The organism is Bacillus sp. JJ664 (assembly GCF_036962205.1).
In the GTDB taxonomy this organism is placed as follows: domain Bacteria; phylum Bacillota; class Bacilli; order Bacillales; family Bacillaceae_G; genus Gottfriedia.
Map to the genome: position 1 here is coordinate 1 of NZ_JBALMS010000029.1, position 18,152 is coordinate 18,152.

At 31.5% G+C, this 18,152-nt stretch carries 19 protein-coding genes; 14 read left to right on the forward strand and 5 right to left on the reverse strand.

All coding sequences use genetic code 11. From position 1 onward, the window contains the following. The first annotated feature begins 100 nt into the window (after positions 1-100). Both V7056_RS04915 and V7056_RS04920 read left to right on the forward strand, forming a co-directional pair. Positions 101-757: a reverse transcriptase-like protein gene (locus tag V7056_RS04915; RefSeq protein WP_499699834.1), complete on the forward strand. Its 657-nt coding sequence runs from the start codon at positions 101-103 to the stop codon at positions 755-757. 13 nt (positions 758-770) lie between these two features. Next, positions 771-947: a zinc-finger domain-containing protein gene (locus tag V7056_RS04920; RefSeq protein WP_087999469.1), complete on the forward strand. Its 177-nt coding sequence runs from the start codon at positions 771-773 to the stop codon at positions 945-947. A 37-nt stretch (positions 948-984) separates the two neighbouring features. On the opposite strand, the gene V7056_RS04925 is transcribed toward V7056_RS04920, so the two are convergent. Beyond that, positions 985-1,230, reverse strand: a complete 246-nt coding sequence (locus V7056_RS04925) for a DUF2564 family protein (RefSeq protein WP_087999470.1) — start codon at positions 1,228-1,230, stop codon at positions 985-987. A 175-nt stretch (positions 1,231-1,405) separates the two neighbouring features. Between V7056_RS04925 and V7056_RS04930 the strand changes: the two genes are divergently transcribed. Continuing rightward, positions 1,406-1,843 (forward strand): VOC family protein, encoded by a 438-nt coding sequence (locus V7056_RS04930; RefSeq protein WP_499699837.1) that lies wholly within the window; start codon positions 1,406-1,408, stop codon positions 1,841-1,843. An 88-nt stretch (positions 1,844-1,931) separates the two neighbouring features. Here V7056_RS04930 and cspD read toward each other — a convergent pair whose 3' ends face one another. After that, positions 1,932-2,129: a cold-shock protein CspD gene (cspD, locus tag V7056_RS04935; protein ID WP_499699839.1), complete on the reverse strand. Its 198-nt coding sequence runs from the start codon at positions 2,127-2,129 to the stop codon at positions 1,932-1,934. Between the two features lie 289 nt (positions 2,130-2,418). Between cspD and V7056_RS04940 the strand changes: the two genes are divergently transcribed. The 3 genes from V7056_RS04940 (at position 2,419) to V7056_RS04950 (ending at position 5,620) form a co-directional block, all read left to right on the forward strand. Further along, positions 2,419-2,643 carry a hypothetical protein gene (locus V7056_RS04940; RefSeq protein WP_499699841.1) on the forward strand — a complete coding sequence of 75 codons (225 nt, stop codon included), beginning with the start codon at positions 2,419-2,421 and terminating at the stop codon, positions 2,641-2,643. Positions 2,644-2,847: 204 nt separating this feature from the next. Next, on the forward strand, positions 2,848-5,019 hold the full coding sequence (locus V7056_RS04945) for a DNA topoisomerase III (protein WP_499699843.1): 2,172 nt from the start codon (positions 2,848-2,850) through the stop codon (positions 5,017-5,019). A gap of 232 nt (positions 5,020-5,251) precedes the next feature. Beyond that, positions 5,252-5,620 carry a DUF3979 family protein gene (locus V7056_RS04950; RefSeq protein WP_499699845.1) on the forward strand — a complete coding sequence of 123 codons (369 nt, stop codon included), beginning with the start codon at positions 5,252-5,254 and terminating at the stop codon, positions 5,618-5,620. On the opposite strand, the gene V7056_RS04955 is transcribed toward V7056_RS04950, so the two are convergent. Beyond that, entirely contained in the window at positions 5,617-6,669 is a 1,053-nt protein-coding gene (locus tag V7056_RS04955) for a YkvI family membrane protein (protein WP_499699847.1), read from the reverse strand. The two genes, V7056_RS04950 and V7056_RS04955, sit on opposite strands and share 4 nt — an antisense overlap. Before the next feature lie 192 nt (positions 6,670-6,861). On the opposite strand from V7056_RS04955, the gene V7056_RS04960 reads away from it, so the two are divergent. Further along, on the forward strand, positions 6,862-8,145 hold the full coding sequence (locus V7056_RS04960; protein ID WP_499699849.1) for an MDR family MFS transporter: 1,284 nt from the start codon (positions 6,862-6,864) through the stop codon (positions 8,143-8,145). A 193-nt stretch (positions 8,146-8,338) separates the two neighbouring features. Here V7056_RS04960 and V7056_RS04965 read toward each other — a convergent pair whose 3' ends face one another. Further along, complete coding sequence (locus V7056_RS04965) at positions 8,339-9,265, reverse strand: metal ABC transporter substrate-binding protein (RefSeq protein WP_499699866.1); 927 nt, start codon at positions 9,263-9,265, stop codon at positions 8,339-8,341. A gap of 347 nt (positions 9,266-9,612) precedes the next feature. Beyond that, positions 9,613-10,347 (reverse strand): CDP-diacylglycerol--serine O-phosphatidyltransferase, encoded by a 735-nt coding sequence (pssA, locus tag V7056_RS04970; RefSeq protein WP_499699851.1) that lies wholly within the window; start codon positions 10,345-10,347, stop codon positions 9,613-9,615. Positions 10,348-10,721: 374 nt separating this feature from the next. On the opposite strand from pssA, the gene V7056_RS04975 reads away from it, so the two are divergent. From V7056_RS04975 to V7056_RS05005, 7 genes are all read left to right on the forward strand, one after another. Beyond that, a complete protein-coding gene (locus V7056_RS04975) occupies positions 10,722-12,353 on the forward strand; it encodes a peptide ABC transporter substrate-binding protein (RefSeq protein ID WP_499699853.1) in 1,632 nt (543 codons plus the stop codon). A 584-nt stretch (positions 12,354-12,937) separates the two neighbouring features. Continuing rightward, on the forward strand, positions 12,938-14,578 hold the full coding sequence (locus V7056_RS04980; RefSeq protein WP_499699855.1) for a peptide ABC transporter substrate-binding protein: 1,641 nt from the start codon (positions 12,938-12,940) through the stop codon (positions 14,576-14,578). Positions 14,579-14,695: 117 nt separating this feature from the next. Continuing rightward, positions 14,696-15,292, forward strand: a complete 597-nt coding sequence (gene uptA, locus V7056_RS04985) for an undecaprenyl phosphate transporter UptA (RefSeq protein WP_499699857.1) — start codon at positions 14,696-14,698, stop codon at positions 15,290-15,292. Between the two features lie 71 nt (positions 15,293-15,363). Then, complete coding sequence (locus V7056_RS04990; RefSeq protein WP_499699859.1) at positions 15,364-15,549, forward strand: hypothetical protein; 186 nt, start codon at positions 15,364-15,366, stop codon at positions 15,547-15,549. 234 nt (positions 15,550-15,783) lie between these two features. Further along, positions 15,784-16,722 (forward strand): magnesium transporter CorA family protein, encoded by a 939-nt coding sequence (locus V7056_RS04995; protein WP_499699861.1) that lies wholly within the window; start codon positions 15,784-15,786, stop codon positions 16,720-16,722. A gap of 67 nt (positions 16,723-16,789) precedes the next feature. Further along, on the forward strand, positions 16,790-17,671 hold the full coding sequence (locus V7056_RS05000; RefSeq protein WP_499699863.1) for a permease: 882 nt from the start codon (positions 16,790-16,792) through the stop codon (positions 17,669-17,671). A 12-nt stretch (positions 17,672-17,683) separates the two neighbouring features. Then, positions 17,684-18,152: DUF1980 domain-containing protein (locus V7056_RS05005; RefSeq protein WP_499699864.1), on the forward strand; the 469-nt coding region annotated here is incomplete at its 3' end.

Genomic DNA, 18,152 nt, shown 5'->3' on the forward strand with positions numbered 1-18,152 from the left:
ATCTAATATTTAGGATGCATTTTTTATTAATATATATAAAATTAGTCGTTTTAGAGAAGTAATAATGAATATAGACTACTCTCTAAGAAAGGTGAGTAAAATGAAACTTAAGATTATTTGGAAGTATATAACGAAAAAAAAGTATCAAATTACATTAGATACGGACTGGTTGGAAACAAAAGAGGCACTATTATTGGCAGAAGACTTTGAGAGTACTGGTCGTACGAAAGAAATTATTTTTTTAGATCAATTTGACTCACAATGGACAAAAAAACAAGTTATTAAATATTTAAAAGAATTAGAAGATGAACCTCATGATATTGTCATTTATTTTGATGGAGGATTTGATATTGCAACAGGAATATCAGGAGTAGGAGTCAGCTTGTATTTTCAACAAAATGGCAAGAACTTTCGGAAACGATTTAATGAAAAATTAACTGGTTTATCAACAAATAATGAAGCTGAATTTGCTGCATTAGAAAATGCACTATTCTTATTAGAAGAAATGGATATTACGGGACAAACAATTGCCGTAAAAGGAGATTCTCAAGTGGTCATGAATCAAATCAATGGTGACTGGCCTTGTTATGAAGAGCAACATGAGAGATTTATCAACCGAATTGAAAAAAAATGTAAACAGAATAAATTAACCTTACAGTTTGAATTATTAAAGAGAAATGATAATAAAGAAGCACATAATCTTGCAACTAGTGCTTTAAAAGGGAATAAAATAGAAAGTACGATTGAAGTCACTTGAAGAGGTGAAATAAATGGAACGAAAAATAATCTTAGAAGAAATTGATACTTTATTAAAAAATTATTGTGAAGGTTGTTTTGTATATAAAACTTTCCGTAAAGAACATAGTCAAAAATTTGCTCAATCCTTTTGTATTCAGAATTGTACAGTTGGAGAAAAAATAAAGAATATCGGCAAACAATTAACATAAAAAGAAGGTACATTTCTGTACCTTCTTTTTTACTTAATTAAATCTGTGCTTCTCTAAGTTGTTGTTCAACTTGAGTTAGTTCTTCTTCTTGCCTAATTAAAAATTCTTCATCTAAATCAGTTGCAAGAGACTTCATTTTCTCTAGTTGACTTCTAGCTTGGGTAATTGCATCTGTTGCGTCTGTTAGTTGTTGTTGATCCATACTCATTGTTGCATACCCAACTAATTTTTGTGCGGCTTTCACTTTCATTTCAACTTGTTCAAAATTATTAAAATCTGACATATAATACCTCCTTATTTCACTTCGTATTATTCCCAAAACATAAAAGATTAATTTATATATAGTGTAGAAACTTTTGTTATTTAACAAGCTAAAATAAGGATGAATTTTTTTGTTCTTTTACATAAGAAAATTTAAGTTTTATAATGAAGTAATTATAATGTTTGGAGGGTTTCAAATGTCAGCTGAACAAGTCATACCGTTTATATCAAAGCAAAGAATTACTCCATTTCTTACATTTTGCGGCAATGCAGAAGAAGCAATGAATTATTATGTTCGTATTTTTCCGAATTCAAAAATCGTTTCTCTTCGAAAAATTACGAAAGAAGACCGAGGTGTAGAGGGGAAAATCCTGAATGGCATAATTGATATTTTAGGGCAGTCTTTTATGGTTATGGATATGGAAAAAGAATCATGTCCTAATTTTACTTGGGCAGTTTCATTTTACTTAGAATGCAATGACAATGCGGAGTTTGATTTAATTTTTGACGGATTAAAGAGTGATGGGCAAGTGCTCATGGGACCAGTTGAAATGAATGATTTTAGTAAGGTTACCTGGGTTACAGATTGTTTCGGTGTTACGTGGCAACTTGTGTTAAGAAAATCTAATTCTTAAACATTAGACTGTGTGTATTGAATTATTTCTTATTATATACATAAAAAAAGGACTGAAATAATCAGTCCTTTATGTAGTCAAAGTTGTATTAGATCTTTACTACGTTAGCAGCTTGAGGTCCGCGGTTACCTTCAACGATGTCGAAAGAAACTTCTTGGCCTTCATCTAATGATTTGAATCCGTCGTTTTGGATAGATGAGAAATGTACGAATACATCATCTCCACCTTCAACTTCGATAAAGCCAAATCCTTTTTCATTGTTAAACCATTTTACTTTACCTTGCATACTTCTTTTCCTCCTAAAACATTGCACATGAAAGCGCTTAAAAAATTTGCATTTATTGAGTTAATTATGACTTAATAAATGTTGAAATTAATATACAACTATTAGAAATAGAAGTCAAGTAAGCGCTTAACGACGTAATTTGTTCACAATATACATTATTTTGACATAAGTTTCGCTTGGAAATAATAAATTTATGTGAAAGTATTCACAAAGTGTATGAGGACGATTATAATGGAATTGTAATTGATTATGATCATTAGACGTTCTAAAAGAGATGGAGAGATGACCTATGATGCAGTGTACCTGGATTAACTTCCAATTAGAGAATGAAGAACTTACACAGGAACGATTTGAAGAAATGATGGACGATCACTTTCAAGCAGTAAAGTTAGATGATACGGGTTTCCCGCAATATATTTGGACATCAAATTTTGTCTTTATTGTAATTAGACGAGTTAAATTAATAGAAGAAATAGAATTTAAACAAATACCTAGAAATCCTGCATGTGAGTAATTACTAACTAAAATGTTATGACTAAATTCTTTAATGATGGAATTCCCTCTACATGGATGGGAATTCCATTGTTCGTTAACCCCTAATTTAATATCCTCATTGAAGGCTCAAAATACATTTTTTATTTTCCATGGGATTAATACGTTATATAATAATGTGATGATATAAATAGATAGATAAAACTGTTTAAATGTGAGGATTAACATGAAATTAATTATTGCGGAGAAGCCTGACCAAGGATTAAAACTAGCGGCACCTTTTCAATTTCAAAAGAAAAAGGGCTATTTAATCATTCAACCAAATGAGTTTTTCCCTAAGGGGGCTTACTTAACTTGGGCGATTGGTCACTTATGTGAGCTGTTGTCTCCAGAAGAGTATGATGAAAAATGGAAAAAGTGGTCACTTACGACTCTACCAATTATACCGAATCGTTTTCAGCATAAAGTAACAAAGGGAAAATATGATCAATTTTCAATTATTAAGAATTTAGTCCATGTAGATGAAGTGAGTGAAATCATACTTGCAGGAGACTGTGAGCGTGAAGGAGAGCATATCGTCAGATTAATCTTAAACGTTGCAGGAAATAAAAAACCAATGAAACGTCTTTGGATTTCTTCCTTAACAGAAAATGCTGTGAGAAAAGGGTTCAGTCAATTATTAGATGAAGGTGAGACAAAGAACTTATTTTTTGAGGCATATAGTCGTGCCTGTGCAGATTGGCTTGTAGGGATGAATGCTTCACGTGTATATTCATTGCATCTTCAAAAGAAAGGGATTCAAGATGTATTTTCACTTGGCAGAGTACAAACACCTACTTTAGCATTGATTGTAAAAAGAGAACTTGAAATTGAAAAATTTCAATCTGAACCATATTGGGAAGTATTTGCGACATTTCAATTTGGAAAAGATAAATTCTTTGGTAAATGGCATAAAGATCAAGAATCAAAAATTAAAACAAAAGAATTAGCAGAAAAAATAGCAACGTTTTGTAATGAAAAAGAAGCTCATATTACTGAAATTGAGCAGGAACGAAAAGAATTTCATCCGCCTTTTTTATATAATTTATCTTCATTACAAGCAGACGCAAATGCTAAATATAAATTTTCACCACAGAAAACGTTAGAAATAGCGCAAAAACTTTATGTCAAAGGAATTATTTCATATCCAAGGTCAGATTCAAGTTTTATAACGAAAGAAGAAGCTATGATGCTACCAGATATTCTTAATAAAATACAAAATATTGAGCAGTTTCAAGGATTTTTTCCGTTACCGAATCCATCTATTTTAAATAATAGTCGCTATGTAAACGAAAAAAAGGTGACAGACCACTATGCGATTATACCAACAGAACAAGTACCTTCTATGAATAAATTAAACGATGAGGAACAAAAAATATATGAATTAATTGTTAATCGATTGATTAGTGCTCACTATGAGAGTGCAATCTTTGATTATACGACGATTCATACACTTGTTGACCAACGTGCAAGCTTTGTTTCTAAAGGAAAAACCTTAATTCAAGAAGGCTGGAGAAAAGTAATTTTTGAAAAATCAAAGGAAAAAAATACAGACGAACAAAATCTGCCTATTGTGTCAACAGGGGATCAAGGTATTGTAAAGAAAGTTGAAGTGAAGGAAAAGAAAACGCAACCTCCTAAAAGATATACAGAAGGTCAATTGATTACATTAATGAAATCAGCTGGAAAACATATCGAAAATCCAGAGTTAACGAAAATTTTAAATAAAACAGAAGGTCTTGGTACTGAAGCTACCAGAGCGGGGATTATTGGGACTTTAAAAAATAGGAAGTATATCGATGTTAAGAAAAATCAAGTTTATGCAACTGATAAAGGAAAGTTAATTATTTACGCACTTGGCGAAAATATTTTAACATCTCCTGAAATGACTGCTAAATGGGAGCAGAGATTAAGTGAAATTGGTGACGGTAAAGCAAGTAGCATTGAATTTATGGATCAAGCAAAAAAGCTAACAGAAAAAATAATTCATGATGCCTTTCAAAATGAATCTCAATGGAACTTTTCAGATTATCGTATAGATGAAATGAAAAGCGCAAAATTTGGTAGTAAAAAGAAATCCACAAGTGTAGGTAAATGTATTAAATGTGAAGGGAAACTAGTGGATAAAGGTACTTTTTACGGCTGCGACAATTACCAGAAAACAAAATGTACCGTTACAATTTCAAAGAAAATATTAGGTAAAAATATTACTAAATCGATGATTAAGCAATTATTATCAAAAGAGCCGACAGAAGTTATTCAAGGTTTTGTGAAAGATGGAAATCAATTTGATGCTTCTTTAAAATTTTCTGATGAAGGAAAAATTATATTTGTTCATACATCAAAAAACCAGTCATGAATCTCGAATGCTACAAATTTACTCGATTGAATTCCAATTCATAATTACAAAAATAGTCAAATAAAGAATAAATAAGAAATAGGGTACTCAAAATACAACTGTATGATGAGATATCCTATTTCTTTTTTGATAAACTTTTCCTCTTTCAAATCTTACAAAATCCCTTATTCCTTTATCGATTACCCATCATCATGTTAAACTATCAACAAATACAAACTTAGAAGGTGAGATCATGATTTGTTTTTTAGAAAATACTTTTCAATTAAAATTACATAAAAATGATAAAGATGAATATGCCATCATCGTAACTGATGAGGGGATATTTAGTGAAGTTGACTTGGAGAAGCAACCGAGTAGTTATGTGAAATTTATTTTAAATGAATATGACGAGTTAACAATTGATTGGTTTGTAGAAAATGTAAACCGTTTTACAGTTAAAAGTTTACAAGTACATCAAATGGTATTGATTAATGATGAAGATGAATGTTCAATTCAATTCGTAATGGAGAGATGGCAAAGTAGAATGTTCAAGATTGAATGGAAACCAACATTGCATATTGAATTTGGCTTGTACTATGAAGTATGCGATGACTGTGATTAATTAGACTTATTTTTCGGTTTCAATAAAGTTAAAATGATAAAAAAGCTAATCCAACCTATTAAAGGATATAAGAATGTTAATAATGGGCCATAGCCAATGATACTAATAAATAGACAACAGATTAGTATAAAAATGACAACTAAATCGTTATTTAATCTTATGATTGAACTAATCTGTCTCGACATTCCGTAAACATTCCCAACTAAAGTTGTAAAGATTTCAGCTAAGATCACCATTAGAAAAAAGTAATAAAATACTGGATGGATTTGTTTAATCACTTCAACCATAGGAATTTCATATTGGTGGAAATTTACCACATTAGAAACGTTTAAATGAATTAGTAAGAGGATACTTCCTAATATCAAGCCGCCTAATATTCCACCACTCACAATAGACGATTTGTCTTTACATTCTGATCCAATTGGTACCAATACAGCTTGGGCCAATGCCATATTTAAGCAAACATACGTAATTGGTTTAGTAAAAACTGATAGATTAAGTCCATTTAAAGATGGCAGCATATTGTTAACGTTAAAGTCACTAATAGAAAATGGTAGATACGAATTAATAAAGACTGCAACGATAAAAGCACACATGATTGGTACCACAGTGTTGTTTAGGCTAAATAATCCACTAGTTCCTTTTCTTAAAACCATAAAAGTAAGAAATATAAATAGAATTGAACCGATAAATGGATGAAAATGTAAATAGTTTTTGAATACTGCACCTGCCCCCGAAAGCATGACACTTGTAACCCCTAATAACACAAAAAATAAAAGACCATTTATGATATTCCCACCAAGTTCACCAAACAGTAATACATTAAATTGCTGGGCCGACTTTAATTGATATGTATGTGCAATCTCCATAATCTTTGTTCCAAACCAACAAAATAAAATAGTGGCAAATAATATACCAAATGCCCCATATAACCCATTTATTGAAAAGAACTCTACGATCTCTTTTCCTGTTGCAAATCCTGCTCCAATCACAGTGCCAACATATGTAAATGCTATATTCCGAACCTCTTTATTCATATTGAGTTTCATAGGAAGTCCTCCTAAAAGTAGTACTAAATTGTATGTTTCATTTTATTAAATTAGACATGCTCTCCTAATTTATCTTTATGATTGAAGAGAATAGAAAAGAATGCGATGTTTTGAAATGAGAGTCAAATATTACAATTTACCAGCTTTTTATAATGTGTTAAAGTGAGTAAGTTAGAAGGGGGACGGGTTACAATGAATATTCTTAAATGGAATTTCAATATGAAAGTACGACTTGTCGCTGAATTTTTCTTTGGCTTATTTTTCTGGATGTATTTACCGTTTTTATCGATTTACTTTTCAGAAGAATTAGGAAAAGTGACTGCAGGAGTACTATTAATGTGTTCACAAGCTGTTGGTGTTTTTGCAAATCTGATTGGTGGTTATTTGGCAGATACGTACGGTAGAAAACGGATGATGGTGATTTCATCTTATATTCAAACGGGTGGAATAGTCTTAATAACAATTGCTAATTCTGCAATTCTAGAATCAGCATGGCTTACTTTTATTGGATTTTCAATTATCAGTATTACACAAATGCTATATATGCCTGCAAGTTCAGCCATGGTCGCAGATACAGTTAAAGATAAAGATGAAAGAAATTTAGTTTTCGCTGTATTTTATACGATGATTAATATCAATGTAGTCATTGGTCCGATTATTGGTGGATTATTATTCTTTACAGCAAGATTTGAATTATTTACTGCATCTTCTATTATTTTCTTAGCAGTTGCACTTATGATTACCTTTTTAATAAAAGAATCTTTACCGGTAGATGAAAATAGAGAGAAGGAAGAAAGTGTTTCAAAAGTAGTCATGAAACAAATTAAAAATTATCGTGTTATTTTTACTGATAAAGTATTCTTTTTATTTGTTTTCGCTGGAATATTAATCTCTCAAACTTTTACACAATTAGATTTATTATTGGCTGTATATATAAAAGAATCGATTCCGGTTCAAACTTTATTTTCATTTGGTGATTTTATCTTAAAAACAAATAGTGAAACATTATTTAGTTGGACAATAGCCGAAAATGGGCTGATCGTAGCAATATTTACCGTGATCATCACTAAGTTCACTAACAAATTCAATGAAAGAATGTTATTCCTTATCTCATCTATTTGTTATGCATTTTCTATGTTATTATTTGGTTTTACAATTTCTGCATATGTCATATTTATTGCGATGGCAATTTTTACATTAGGAGAGATTTTAGTCGTAGGAATACAAAATGCATTTATTGCGAAAATTGCTCCTGAAAACCAAAGAGCGCAATATTTTGCGGCAGCGGGGCTAAGATGGTCTGTCGGAAGAACAATCGCTCCATTGACAATTCCACTAGCAGGTTTAATTGGCTATAAATTAACATTTATTATCATTGCTTTATTAGCCTTAACAGGGGCATATTTGTTCGAAGTGATGTTTAAGGAAATGAAAAAGAGACCAGAACTCTTAATGGACGATTATAAAGCTGGATAAAAAAAGGAACTTCAAACGGTTGACAAAGGCCCGCTTTCTTCGTTGCTTCGCCTGCTTGGGGTACTCATTACCAAATAAGGTAATTTTGCTCTTCATCAGACTTAGCTCCTCGTGAGACAAGCGTTTTTAATCAGTTTGATTCTCGAAGTTTTTGTATTTTGTCCAGAAAAAAAAAGGACCCATTTGGGTCCTTTTATTTATTATTTAAAGTCTTATCTAAAATTTGAATATTTTCTTTCATTAAATCAAAATAGTCTTTATTATTTTTTAAATCTTCTTCGGATACTGTAGCTAAGTGGTTCAATCTTAAAATCTCTGCATTTGTTTCATCTTTTACAACTGAAGCAACCTTAGGTGTTGCAAAGGTTTCAAATAAAATATATTTGACATGATGTTCTCTTGTGAAATCAACAATTTTTTTCAGTTGTTTTTGAGATGGCTCTTGAGAAGGTGATAGACCAGTTATTGGGATTTGTTCGATTCCGTAACGGTTTTCCCAATAGCCATATGCAGCATGAGAAACGACAATGTCCTTGCGTTCCGAGTGAAGAATCAAACTTTTTAGTTTGTTATCAAGTTCATCGAATTGACCTTCAAATTTGTTGAAATTATCTTCAAAATATTGCTTGTTTTTTGGCATTAGCTTTGTTAATTCATTCTTTATATTTTCTGCTTCTATCTTTGCAAGAGTAGGGTCCAACCAAACATGTGGGTCTACATCATGCTGCTCTCCTTCGTGATCGTGTTCATCTTGGTGTTCTTCTTCGCTGGAATGAATATACTCGATATTTTTTGAAGCCTCAAGAATGGCAACATCATTATTTTTTAACGTTTCATTTATTTTCTCTGCAAAAGGTTCCATACCTGCACCATTATAAATAAACAGGTCAGCATTAGCGATCTTTACGATTTGTTTAGATGTAGGCTCAAATTCATGAGTATCAACACCTGCAGGATAGATGGACGTAACATCAACGTATTTTCCGCCTATTTTTTTCGCAAAATCCGTTAGCGGGAAAATAGTTGTATAAATTGTAAGATGATTTTTATTTTCATCATTTGCAGTATTTTCTTGCTTACAACCTGATAGAATGGCACCTGATAACAGAAATGTAATCATTGCTAATTTAGTAAATTTCAAATTGATCTCCCCCTATGTAAGAACTCTATTTAGTAATTTGTCATGAGTATAAAAATTAAACGAGATAAATGGAAATATAAAGAGTTTAAAACGTAATCATTCCTTTTTATATTTCAAAAAAATAATAACTTCTATGTAACCTAAGTGAGATGATAGGCTAAATTAGTAGTTAAACTTCATAAAACGTAATTGATACGATTTAATCCTTTGTTATTATAAAACACGTGAAAATAATTTGCAAGTAATATATATATGTAAACAATAAAGACAAAAATAAAAAAAGTATGTTAAATCGTATCATTTGGATACAATCAACATACTTTTGTTTACGATTTACGTTTTAAACGAAATCTACGAGGTTTTTGATTTGGTTGACCTGATTGTTTCTTTTTACTTTTAATGAACTGGAAAAATATAAAAAATATGTACAATGGAATAGCAATGTATATGAAAAATGGCCATTGTTCTTTTTTAGCATGCCATACGAGATAGAGAGCATAACCTAAAAATAATGTAACGAGTGTACCATATTTCGGAATTGGAATATCTTTAAAACTAGGAATTTTAATTTTACTAACCATTAAAAAAGCTAATGCAATAAATATTGTGATCATAACAATTTGGGGGATACGATCACCAAATAATGTTAGAAATGCGACTAATCCACCGGCAGCTGTAATGGGAACACCAGTAAAATATTTTAACGAAGTAGCGATTGGCGTTACGTTGAAGCGTGCTAATCGATAAGCTCCAAATAATGGGAATAATCCTGCAATCGCAAGCCCTAGTAAGCCCTCATTTGAGAATTGAGTGCAATAAACTAAATATGATGGGGCAGCACCAAAGGTTACGATATCAGCTAAAGAATCAAGCTCCTTTCCTAATTGTGTTTGTACACCTAAAACCCTAGCTAAACGGCCATCCATACTATCAAGCATCATTCCGATTAGAATAAGAATTGCTGCATTTCTCACTTGACCATCTGCAGCAAAACCAATCGAAAGGAATCCACAATACAAATTACCAAGCGTAAAGAGGTTTGGAATACTTCGTTTAATCATAATTTCACTTCCTAAAATTGAATTAAATAATAATAAAATAAACTCTATTATACCCCAAATATTAGTAAGAATGGAAACTTATAAATTTTATGTTCATGTTTTAGAAATATTTATAAGATTTTTAAGATTGATTTAAGATTATAATTAATATTATTATGTGAATAATGGCACAAGTATATTTTACTATGTTTAAAAACAAGGAAAATAAGCTGAATTTACTAAAAAATCGCAGTTTTTTTATAAAAATTTAATTAAATATTAAAAAAATACTTTTTTTTCAGAAAAATCTGTAGTATATTGAAAAAGTAATAAGTGATTATTCAGAAAAATAAGAAAAACAGAGAGGGTAATCACTAAACTATGGAGGTGCTCGAATGAAGCGTAGATTAGCGACAACAGTCTCAAGTCTTTTAGTACTAAGTACAGTGCTAGCAGCTTGTGGCAAAGACACAGAAACAACATCAAATGGACCAAAAAAGGACAAGAAACAAACTCTTAAACTTACTACTACTACTGAGATTCCATCAATGGATTCTGCAAAAACTACTGATGCAATGTCATTTGAAGTATTAAATAACGTAAATGAAGGCTTACTTCGTTTAGGTGAAGGCGATGAAGTTGTTGATGGAATTGCTAAAAAAGATGAAACTGAAATCAGTGATGATGGTTTAACATACACATTCCATTTACGTGATGCGAATTGGTCTAATGGTGAGCCGGTAACTGCTAATGATTTCGTTTATTCTTGGCAACGTGCAGTAGATCCTAAAACTGCTTCGGAGTATTCATTCATTTTATACTATGTAAAAAATGCTGAACAAGTTTTCAATAGTAAATTACCAAAAGACCAACTAGGTGTTAAAGCGATCGATGATAAAACTTTACAAGTTACATTAGAACAAGCTACACCTTATTTCTTACAGTTAACAACTTTTGGTACTTACTTACCACAAAATCAAGCTTTCGTTGAGTCTCAAGGTGACCAATATGGTTTAGAAGCTGATACTCAATTATATGATGGACCATTTACATTAAGTGAATGGAAACATGCTGAAAGCTTTACATTAACTAAAAATGATACTTACTGGGACAAAGACACTGTAAAATTATCTGAAATCAAATACAATGTTGTAAAAGATACTTCTTCAGCTGTTAACTTATACGAAAATGGCGACATTGATAAAGTAATGTTAGATTCAGAATTCGTTGATAAATATAAAGACGATCCTGAATATCAAACACAATTAGATGCTCGTTTAGTTTTCTTCCGTTTCAATCAAAAATTAGATCTATTCAAAAATGATAAGGTTCGTAAAGCATTTGACTTAGCATATGACAAAGAAGCGATTACGACTGCAATCTTAAATGATGGATCTAAACCGGCTAATTGGTTAGTTCCTTCTGAATGGGTTAAAGGTCCAGACGGAAAAGACTTCCGTGAGCATAATGGCGACTTCAACAAATACAATGTAGAAGAAGCACAAAAATTATGGGCTGAAGCGAAGAAAGAATTAGGTAAAGATAGCTTTGAATTAAAAATGCTTTCTTATGATGATACTACTAGAAAGAAAGCAGCTGAATATATCGCTGGAGAACTTACAAAGAATCTTCCAGGTTTAAAAATTACTGTTGCACCACAACCATTTGAAATCAAACTTGATCAAGAGAAAAAATTAGAGTATGACTTCTCATTCTCTGGATGGGGACCGGATTATCCAGATCCAATGACATTTATTGATATGTTCATATCAAACAGTGCATTCAATGAAATGGATTACAAAAACCCTAAGTATGATCAATTAGTAAATGATGCGAAAAAAGAAGCAGATGCTCAAAAACGTTGGGATTACATGGTACAAGCTGAGAAAGTAATCATGGACGAAGCTGGTATCTCACCAATCTATCAACGCGGACGTGCATTCTTACAAAAAGATTCAGTTAAAGGTATTATTGCTCACAAATTTGGTGGAGATTTCTCTTACAAATGGGCAACTAACGAAAAATAATATTTACAAAAGAGAAGGGGATTCCCTTCTCTTTTTTTTTGCGTTAATAGAGTAGAGTTTGAATCCTCCCGTTTAAAATTTTGTAATAAAAGGAAATGTTTATTTATATATAAAATAGGGGAGCTTATCTTATGATATGGCACGTTACTATTTAAAGTTGGTCAAATAGTTAGTGAGATGAAATCTGCGAGACATGAGCTTTAAACAAGTTCCAACCCATATGATCAAGACGAGAATTGATTCAAATCGTACGTCTAGAGAATATAAGTAGACTTTATCGAAATACATCAATCTACTTTAACTGGCCAAATTTTATTAGAGGAGGTAAATTAATTTTTATAAAATGGAATGAGGATTTATACAAAAAAATGGAAAAATATGTGTGAAAACTAACAAAAAGTTAAACATTTATGTAAAATTTATTAAGTTTTTTGAAAAAAATGTCGATTTATTGTTGATATTTTCTAAAAGTTATGTAAAATAAAGATATATTAAAGATTATTAAAAATTCATACAATAAATTGTTCGAATATTTTAATAGTTTTTAAGTCTAATTGTATTATTTTTATTGGGGAGGCAAACAAATGAAAAAGAAGGTTTCTTATTTTTTATCTCTATCTGTTGCTGTGAGCATGCTTTTAACTGCTTGTAATTCGGGTAAAGATGAAAAAGACACTGGCAAAAACACAGACAAAAAATTACCACAGGTTCTTAACTTAATCGGTCCTGCAGAACTTCCAGGTCTTGATTCTGGTACAACTACTGATGCTGAATCTTTCAACGTTTTAGCTAACGTAATGGAAGGTTTAAATGTATTAGGTGAAAATGATGAAGTTAAACCAGGTCTAGCTGAAAGCGTAGACGTTTCAGATGATAAATTAACTTATACTTTCCACCTTCGTGATTCAAAATGGACAAACGGTGATGCTGTAACTGCTGCTGATTTCGAGTATGCTTGGAAACGTGCTGCTGATCCAAAAACTGGTGGCGAGTATGCTTTCATGATGAACGCACTTAAAAATGGTGAAGCTGTAACTTCAGGTAAAGCGAAAGTTGATACTTTAGGGGTTAAAGCTATTGATGACAAAACTTTAGAAGTAGTTTTAGCTAAAGCGATTCCATACTTTGATTCTTTAGTAACGTTCCCAACATTCTTACCATTAAACCAAAAGTTCGTTGAATCTCAAGGTAAAGATTACGCTCTTGAAGCTGATAAATTAATCTTCAATGGTCCATTTGAATTAAGCGAATGGAAACATAACACTAGCTACCAATTAGTGAAAAATGATGATTACTATGATGCAGATGCAGTTAAATTAAAAGAAATCAACTTTAACATTGTTCTTGATGAGCAACCAAAAGTTAACTTATACGAAAGAGGAGAAGTTGATCGTATCACTTTAAGTGCTGAGTTTGTTGATAAATTCAAAGAAGATCCTAACTTCGATTCATTCTTAGAGCCAACAGTATTCTTCTTACGTGTAAACGAAACGAAGAACCCAGCTCTTAAAAACGTAAACATTCGTCAAGCTTTAAACAAAGCTTTCGATCGTGAAGCAATTACAAGTGTAATCTTAAACAACGGTTCTGCTCCATTAACAGGCTTAGCTCCAGCTGATTTCTTAACAGCTAAAGGCGAAGACTTCCGTAAAGCTTCTGGCGATTTAGTATCATTTGATGCTGATGCAGCTAAAACAGCTTGGGAACAAGGATTAAAAGAAATCGGTAAAAAAGAAGTTAAATTAGAATTATTAGGTTCTGATAGCGATGTTAACAAAAAAATCTCTGAGTACCTACAAGGTGAATTCCAAAAGAACTTACCAGGTTTATCAGTAAGCATCAAAACAGTTCCATTTGGTCAAAAATTAGACTTAGAAACTGCTAAAGATTATGATATCTCATTCGGTGGATGGGGACCTGACTACAAAGATCCAATGACATTCTTTGATATGTTCATCACTCCTTCATCATTCAACCAAATGGGATTCTCTAACGCTGAGTACGATAAATTAATCGGTCAAGCTGGTGGAGAATTCTTAACAGACCCAGCAAAACGTGAAGAAGCATTCTTAGCTGCTGAAAAAATCTTAGTTGAAGATCAAGCTGCTATTCTTCCGATTTACCAACGTGCAATTGCATATGTACAACAACCAAAAGTTAAAGGTTTAATCAACCACAACTTCGGTGCTGACTACACTTACAAATACGTTGAAATCAAAAACTAATTATTAAAGACGAAGGGCCACTTTATAAGTGGTCCTTTTTTTGTAAATTTTGACATAAATCAGTTTCCTTTGTATTATCTTGATAGTACAAGTTGTAATTTGAGAGGAGAGTAGCTTTTGACTGAAATCATACATCAAATATTAGAGTTCTTTGCGTCATTAGGCTATTTTGGAGTGGCATTAGGTTTAATGATTGAAGTTATACCAAGTGAAATTGTACTGGCATATGCTGGATACCTAGTAGCGGAAGGTCATATCAATTTTATCGGAGCAATCATTGCTGGGGTGATAGGTGGGACAATTGCTCAGTTATTTTTATATTGGATCGGCTATTATGGTGGAAGACCAATTATTGAAAAATATGGAAGATACATATTGATTAACAAGCATCATCTTGATTTGGCAGAAAAATGGTTTTCAAAATATGGTGTTGGTGTAGTCTTTACAGCTAGGTTCATTCCCGTAGTAAGACATGCTATATCAATTCCTGCAGGTCTTGCGAAAATGCCAGTTAGTCAATTTACCATCTATACAGTATTGGCCATCATACCTTGGTCTATTTTCTTTGTGCTAGTAGGAGAAAAACTAGGTAGGAATTGGGATACGGCTAAAGAAGTTTTAGCGCCTTATACGCCAATGCTTATTGTCATTGCGTTTGCTCTATTTGTCGTTTATTTGTTAATTAAGAAACTAATCTCAAATAAAAATAAATAAGTTTAATGAGTGGTTTGTCCCGTTTCTACATATAATAGAAAAACTTTATGTAGAAAGGATGAGTATACTATATGCATTCAATGAATTACGAGGATGTAAAAAACGACGTTTCAAATACACTTTCTAGTGTTCAAGAACAATTAACTGCTGAAGACTTTTCGAAAAATACAAAAGAAGAGCTCGAAAGTCAGGCAAAATTATATGAATATGTAAATGATATCACTGAAATGAATCATTTATATCAAAATGGATATTAAGATAAAGGTTGCTATTGGCTACATTCAGTACTTTGTCTATACACTAAAAGGTCACTATTTGTGACCTTTTTCGTTCTAATTAATATTGTATATAGAATTAATTATTAGAAAAAATTTCCAAATAAAACTGATTATTAGAAAAACCGCTTTCTTTATAATAAAGGTTGAAACAAGCATGAATGTTTCGTATGCTAGTAAAGTGATGTGTTGTTTTAGAATTAGAGGTGAGTATATATGTTAAATTTTTACGTATCTGATGCAGGGGGAAAATTAAATCAAGTCGATACAATTGAAAAAGGTTGCTGGATTAATGCGATTAATCCAAGCGAACAAGAAATTCAATTTTTAGTCCAAAAATTAGACTTGGATTTAGACTTCATTAAAGACCCGCTTGATGATGAAGAACGTTCAAGGATTGAAATTGAAGGAGAACATACTCTTATTATCGTGGACATTCCAATTGTAGCTCATGATGATACTGGAAATACAATTTTTGATACAATACCAATCGGGATGATTATCTCTTCTAATACGTTTGTAACGATTTGTTTAAGTGAGAATCCAATTTTCGAACGATTTATATACCAAAAGGTTAAGGGATTTTATACATTTAAGAAGACTCGTTTTGCACTTCAGCTCTTGCATACATCTTCAACTTACTATTTGCGTTATCTTAAACAAATTAATCGAAAAACCAATGAAATTGAAGCTGAATTACATCAGTCAACGAGAAATCAAGAATTATTTACAATGCTAAATCTTGAAAAAAGTCTTGTATACTTTACGACATCACTCAAAGCAAATAAAATTGTGATGCAAAAAATTCTAAAAGGTAATGTGTTAAAAATGTATGAAGATGATGAAGACTTATTAGAAGATGTAATCATTGAAAATAAACAGGCAATTGAGATGGCAGAAGTTTATAGCAATATCTTAAGTGGTATGATGAATACTTTTGCATCTGTTATTTCAAATAACTTAAATATTGTCATGAAATTCTTAACTTCAATTACAATTATTCTTTCAATTCCAACGATGGTGTCTAGTTTCTTTGGAATGAATGTACACATACCTTTAGCAAAGATTCCTCATGCTTTTCCGATCGTTATTGGAATTTCAGCGTTATTATCGTCAACAATTGCATTTATATTTTGGAAAAAAAGGTATTTTTAACTCACATGACCGACCTGTTTTTAGGGAGGTTTTGTGAGTTTAATTTTTAGCATAATGGGGTGAGAACATGACTTCGAATTTCTATCATTCATTTTTACAAATGAACACGATTTTTATATCAATCGTAGTTGAAGCATTACCATTTATTTTAATTGGTGTCTTCATTTCAGGGATCATTCAAATTTTTATAACAGAAGAAATGTTATCAAAAATCATTCCTAAGAACAGATTTGGTGCTGTTTTTGTAGCAATTTTATTAGGATTTATTTTCCCAGGTTGTGAATGTGGTATCGTTCCAATTGTTAGTAGATTAATAAAAAAAGGCGTTCCACATTATGTAGCAGTTGCTTTTATGTTGACTGGCCCTATCATTAATCCAATTGTACTATTTGCAACTTTTATCGCTTTTGGGAATAATATTGAACTCGTAATCTATCGAGCTGGAGCTGCGATGATTGTAGCATATATAATCGGCATTATCTTATCATATCTTAAAATTGAGAACCCATTAAAGCATGATATAGAGTCAATTCCAGTCATTCATGCATTGCCAGTTAAAAGAAAATTATGGAGTGTATGTGTTCATGCGATTGAAGAGTTTTTCTCTATGGGGAAATTTTTAATTTTAGGCGCTCTGATCGCTGCTTTTGTCCAAACTTTTATACCGACATCGACATTAATGAAAATTGGAAATGGTCCTGTTACAAGTATAATCGTTATGATGCTTCTTGCATTTATACTATCACTATGTTCAGAAGCTGATGCATTTGTAGCATCTTCATTCCAAAGTACATTTTCAATCAATTCGATTGTAGCATTTATGGTATTTGGTCCAATGGTAGACATTAAAAATACTTTAATGTTATTTCAACACTTTAAAAGTAAATATGTTTTTACTATTATCGGACTAGCTGCAATCCTAACATTTGTTGTGACAATTTTAATATAAGGGAGAATCTATATGGCAAGAGCATATGTATTACTAGGTTTTACATTTTTCTTAATGCAAATGCATATTACAGGTAGTATCTCAAAATATATCAATATGAAATACTCTTATTTATCATTAACTGCTGGAATTCTTTTTGCTTTTTTAACAATCATTCAAGTGATTCATACTTTTAAAACGACTGATCAATCTCACGACCATGATCATGAATGTAATCATACATGTGACCACGGACATGTTCATAAAGAGTCAAAAGGATTTAGAAAAGTTTTAAATGGTTTTATATTTTTGTTTCCGTTAATAACAGGGATTTTCCTACCGATTGCAAATTTAGATTCTACGATTGTTCAAGCAAAAGGATTCCATTTTCCAGTTTCTGAACCAGATAACAACGACCCGTTTATGCAAAGACAGTATTTAAAACCAGATTTAAGTATATATTACGGTCAAGAAGGATATCAGAAATTAATTGATAAAGAAT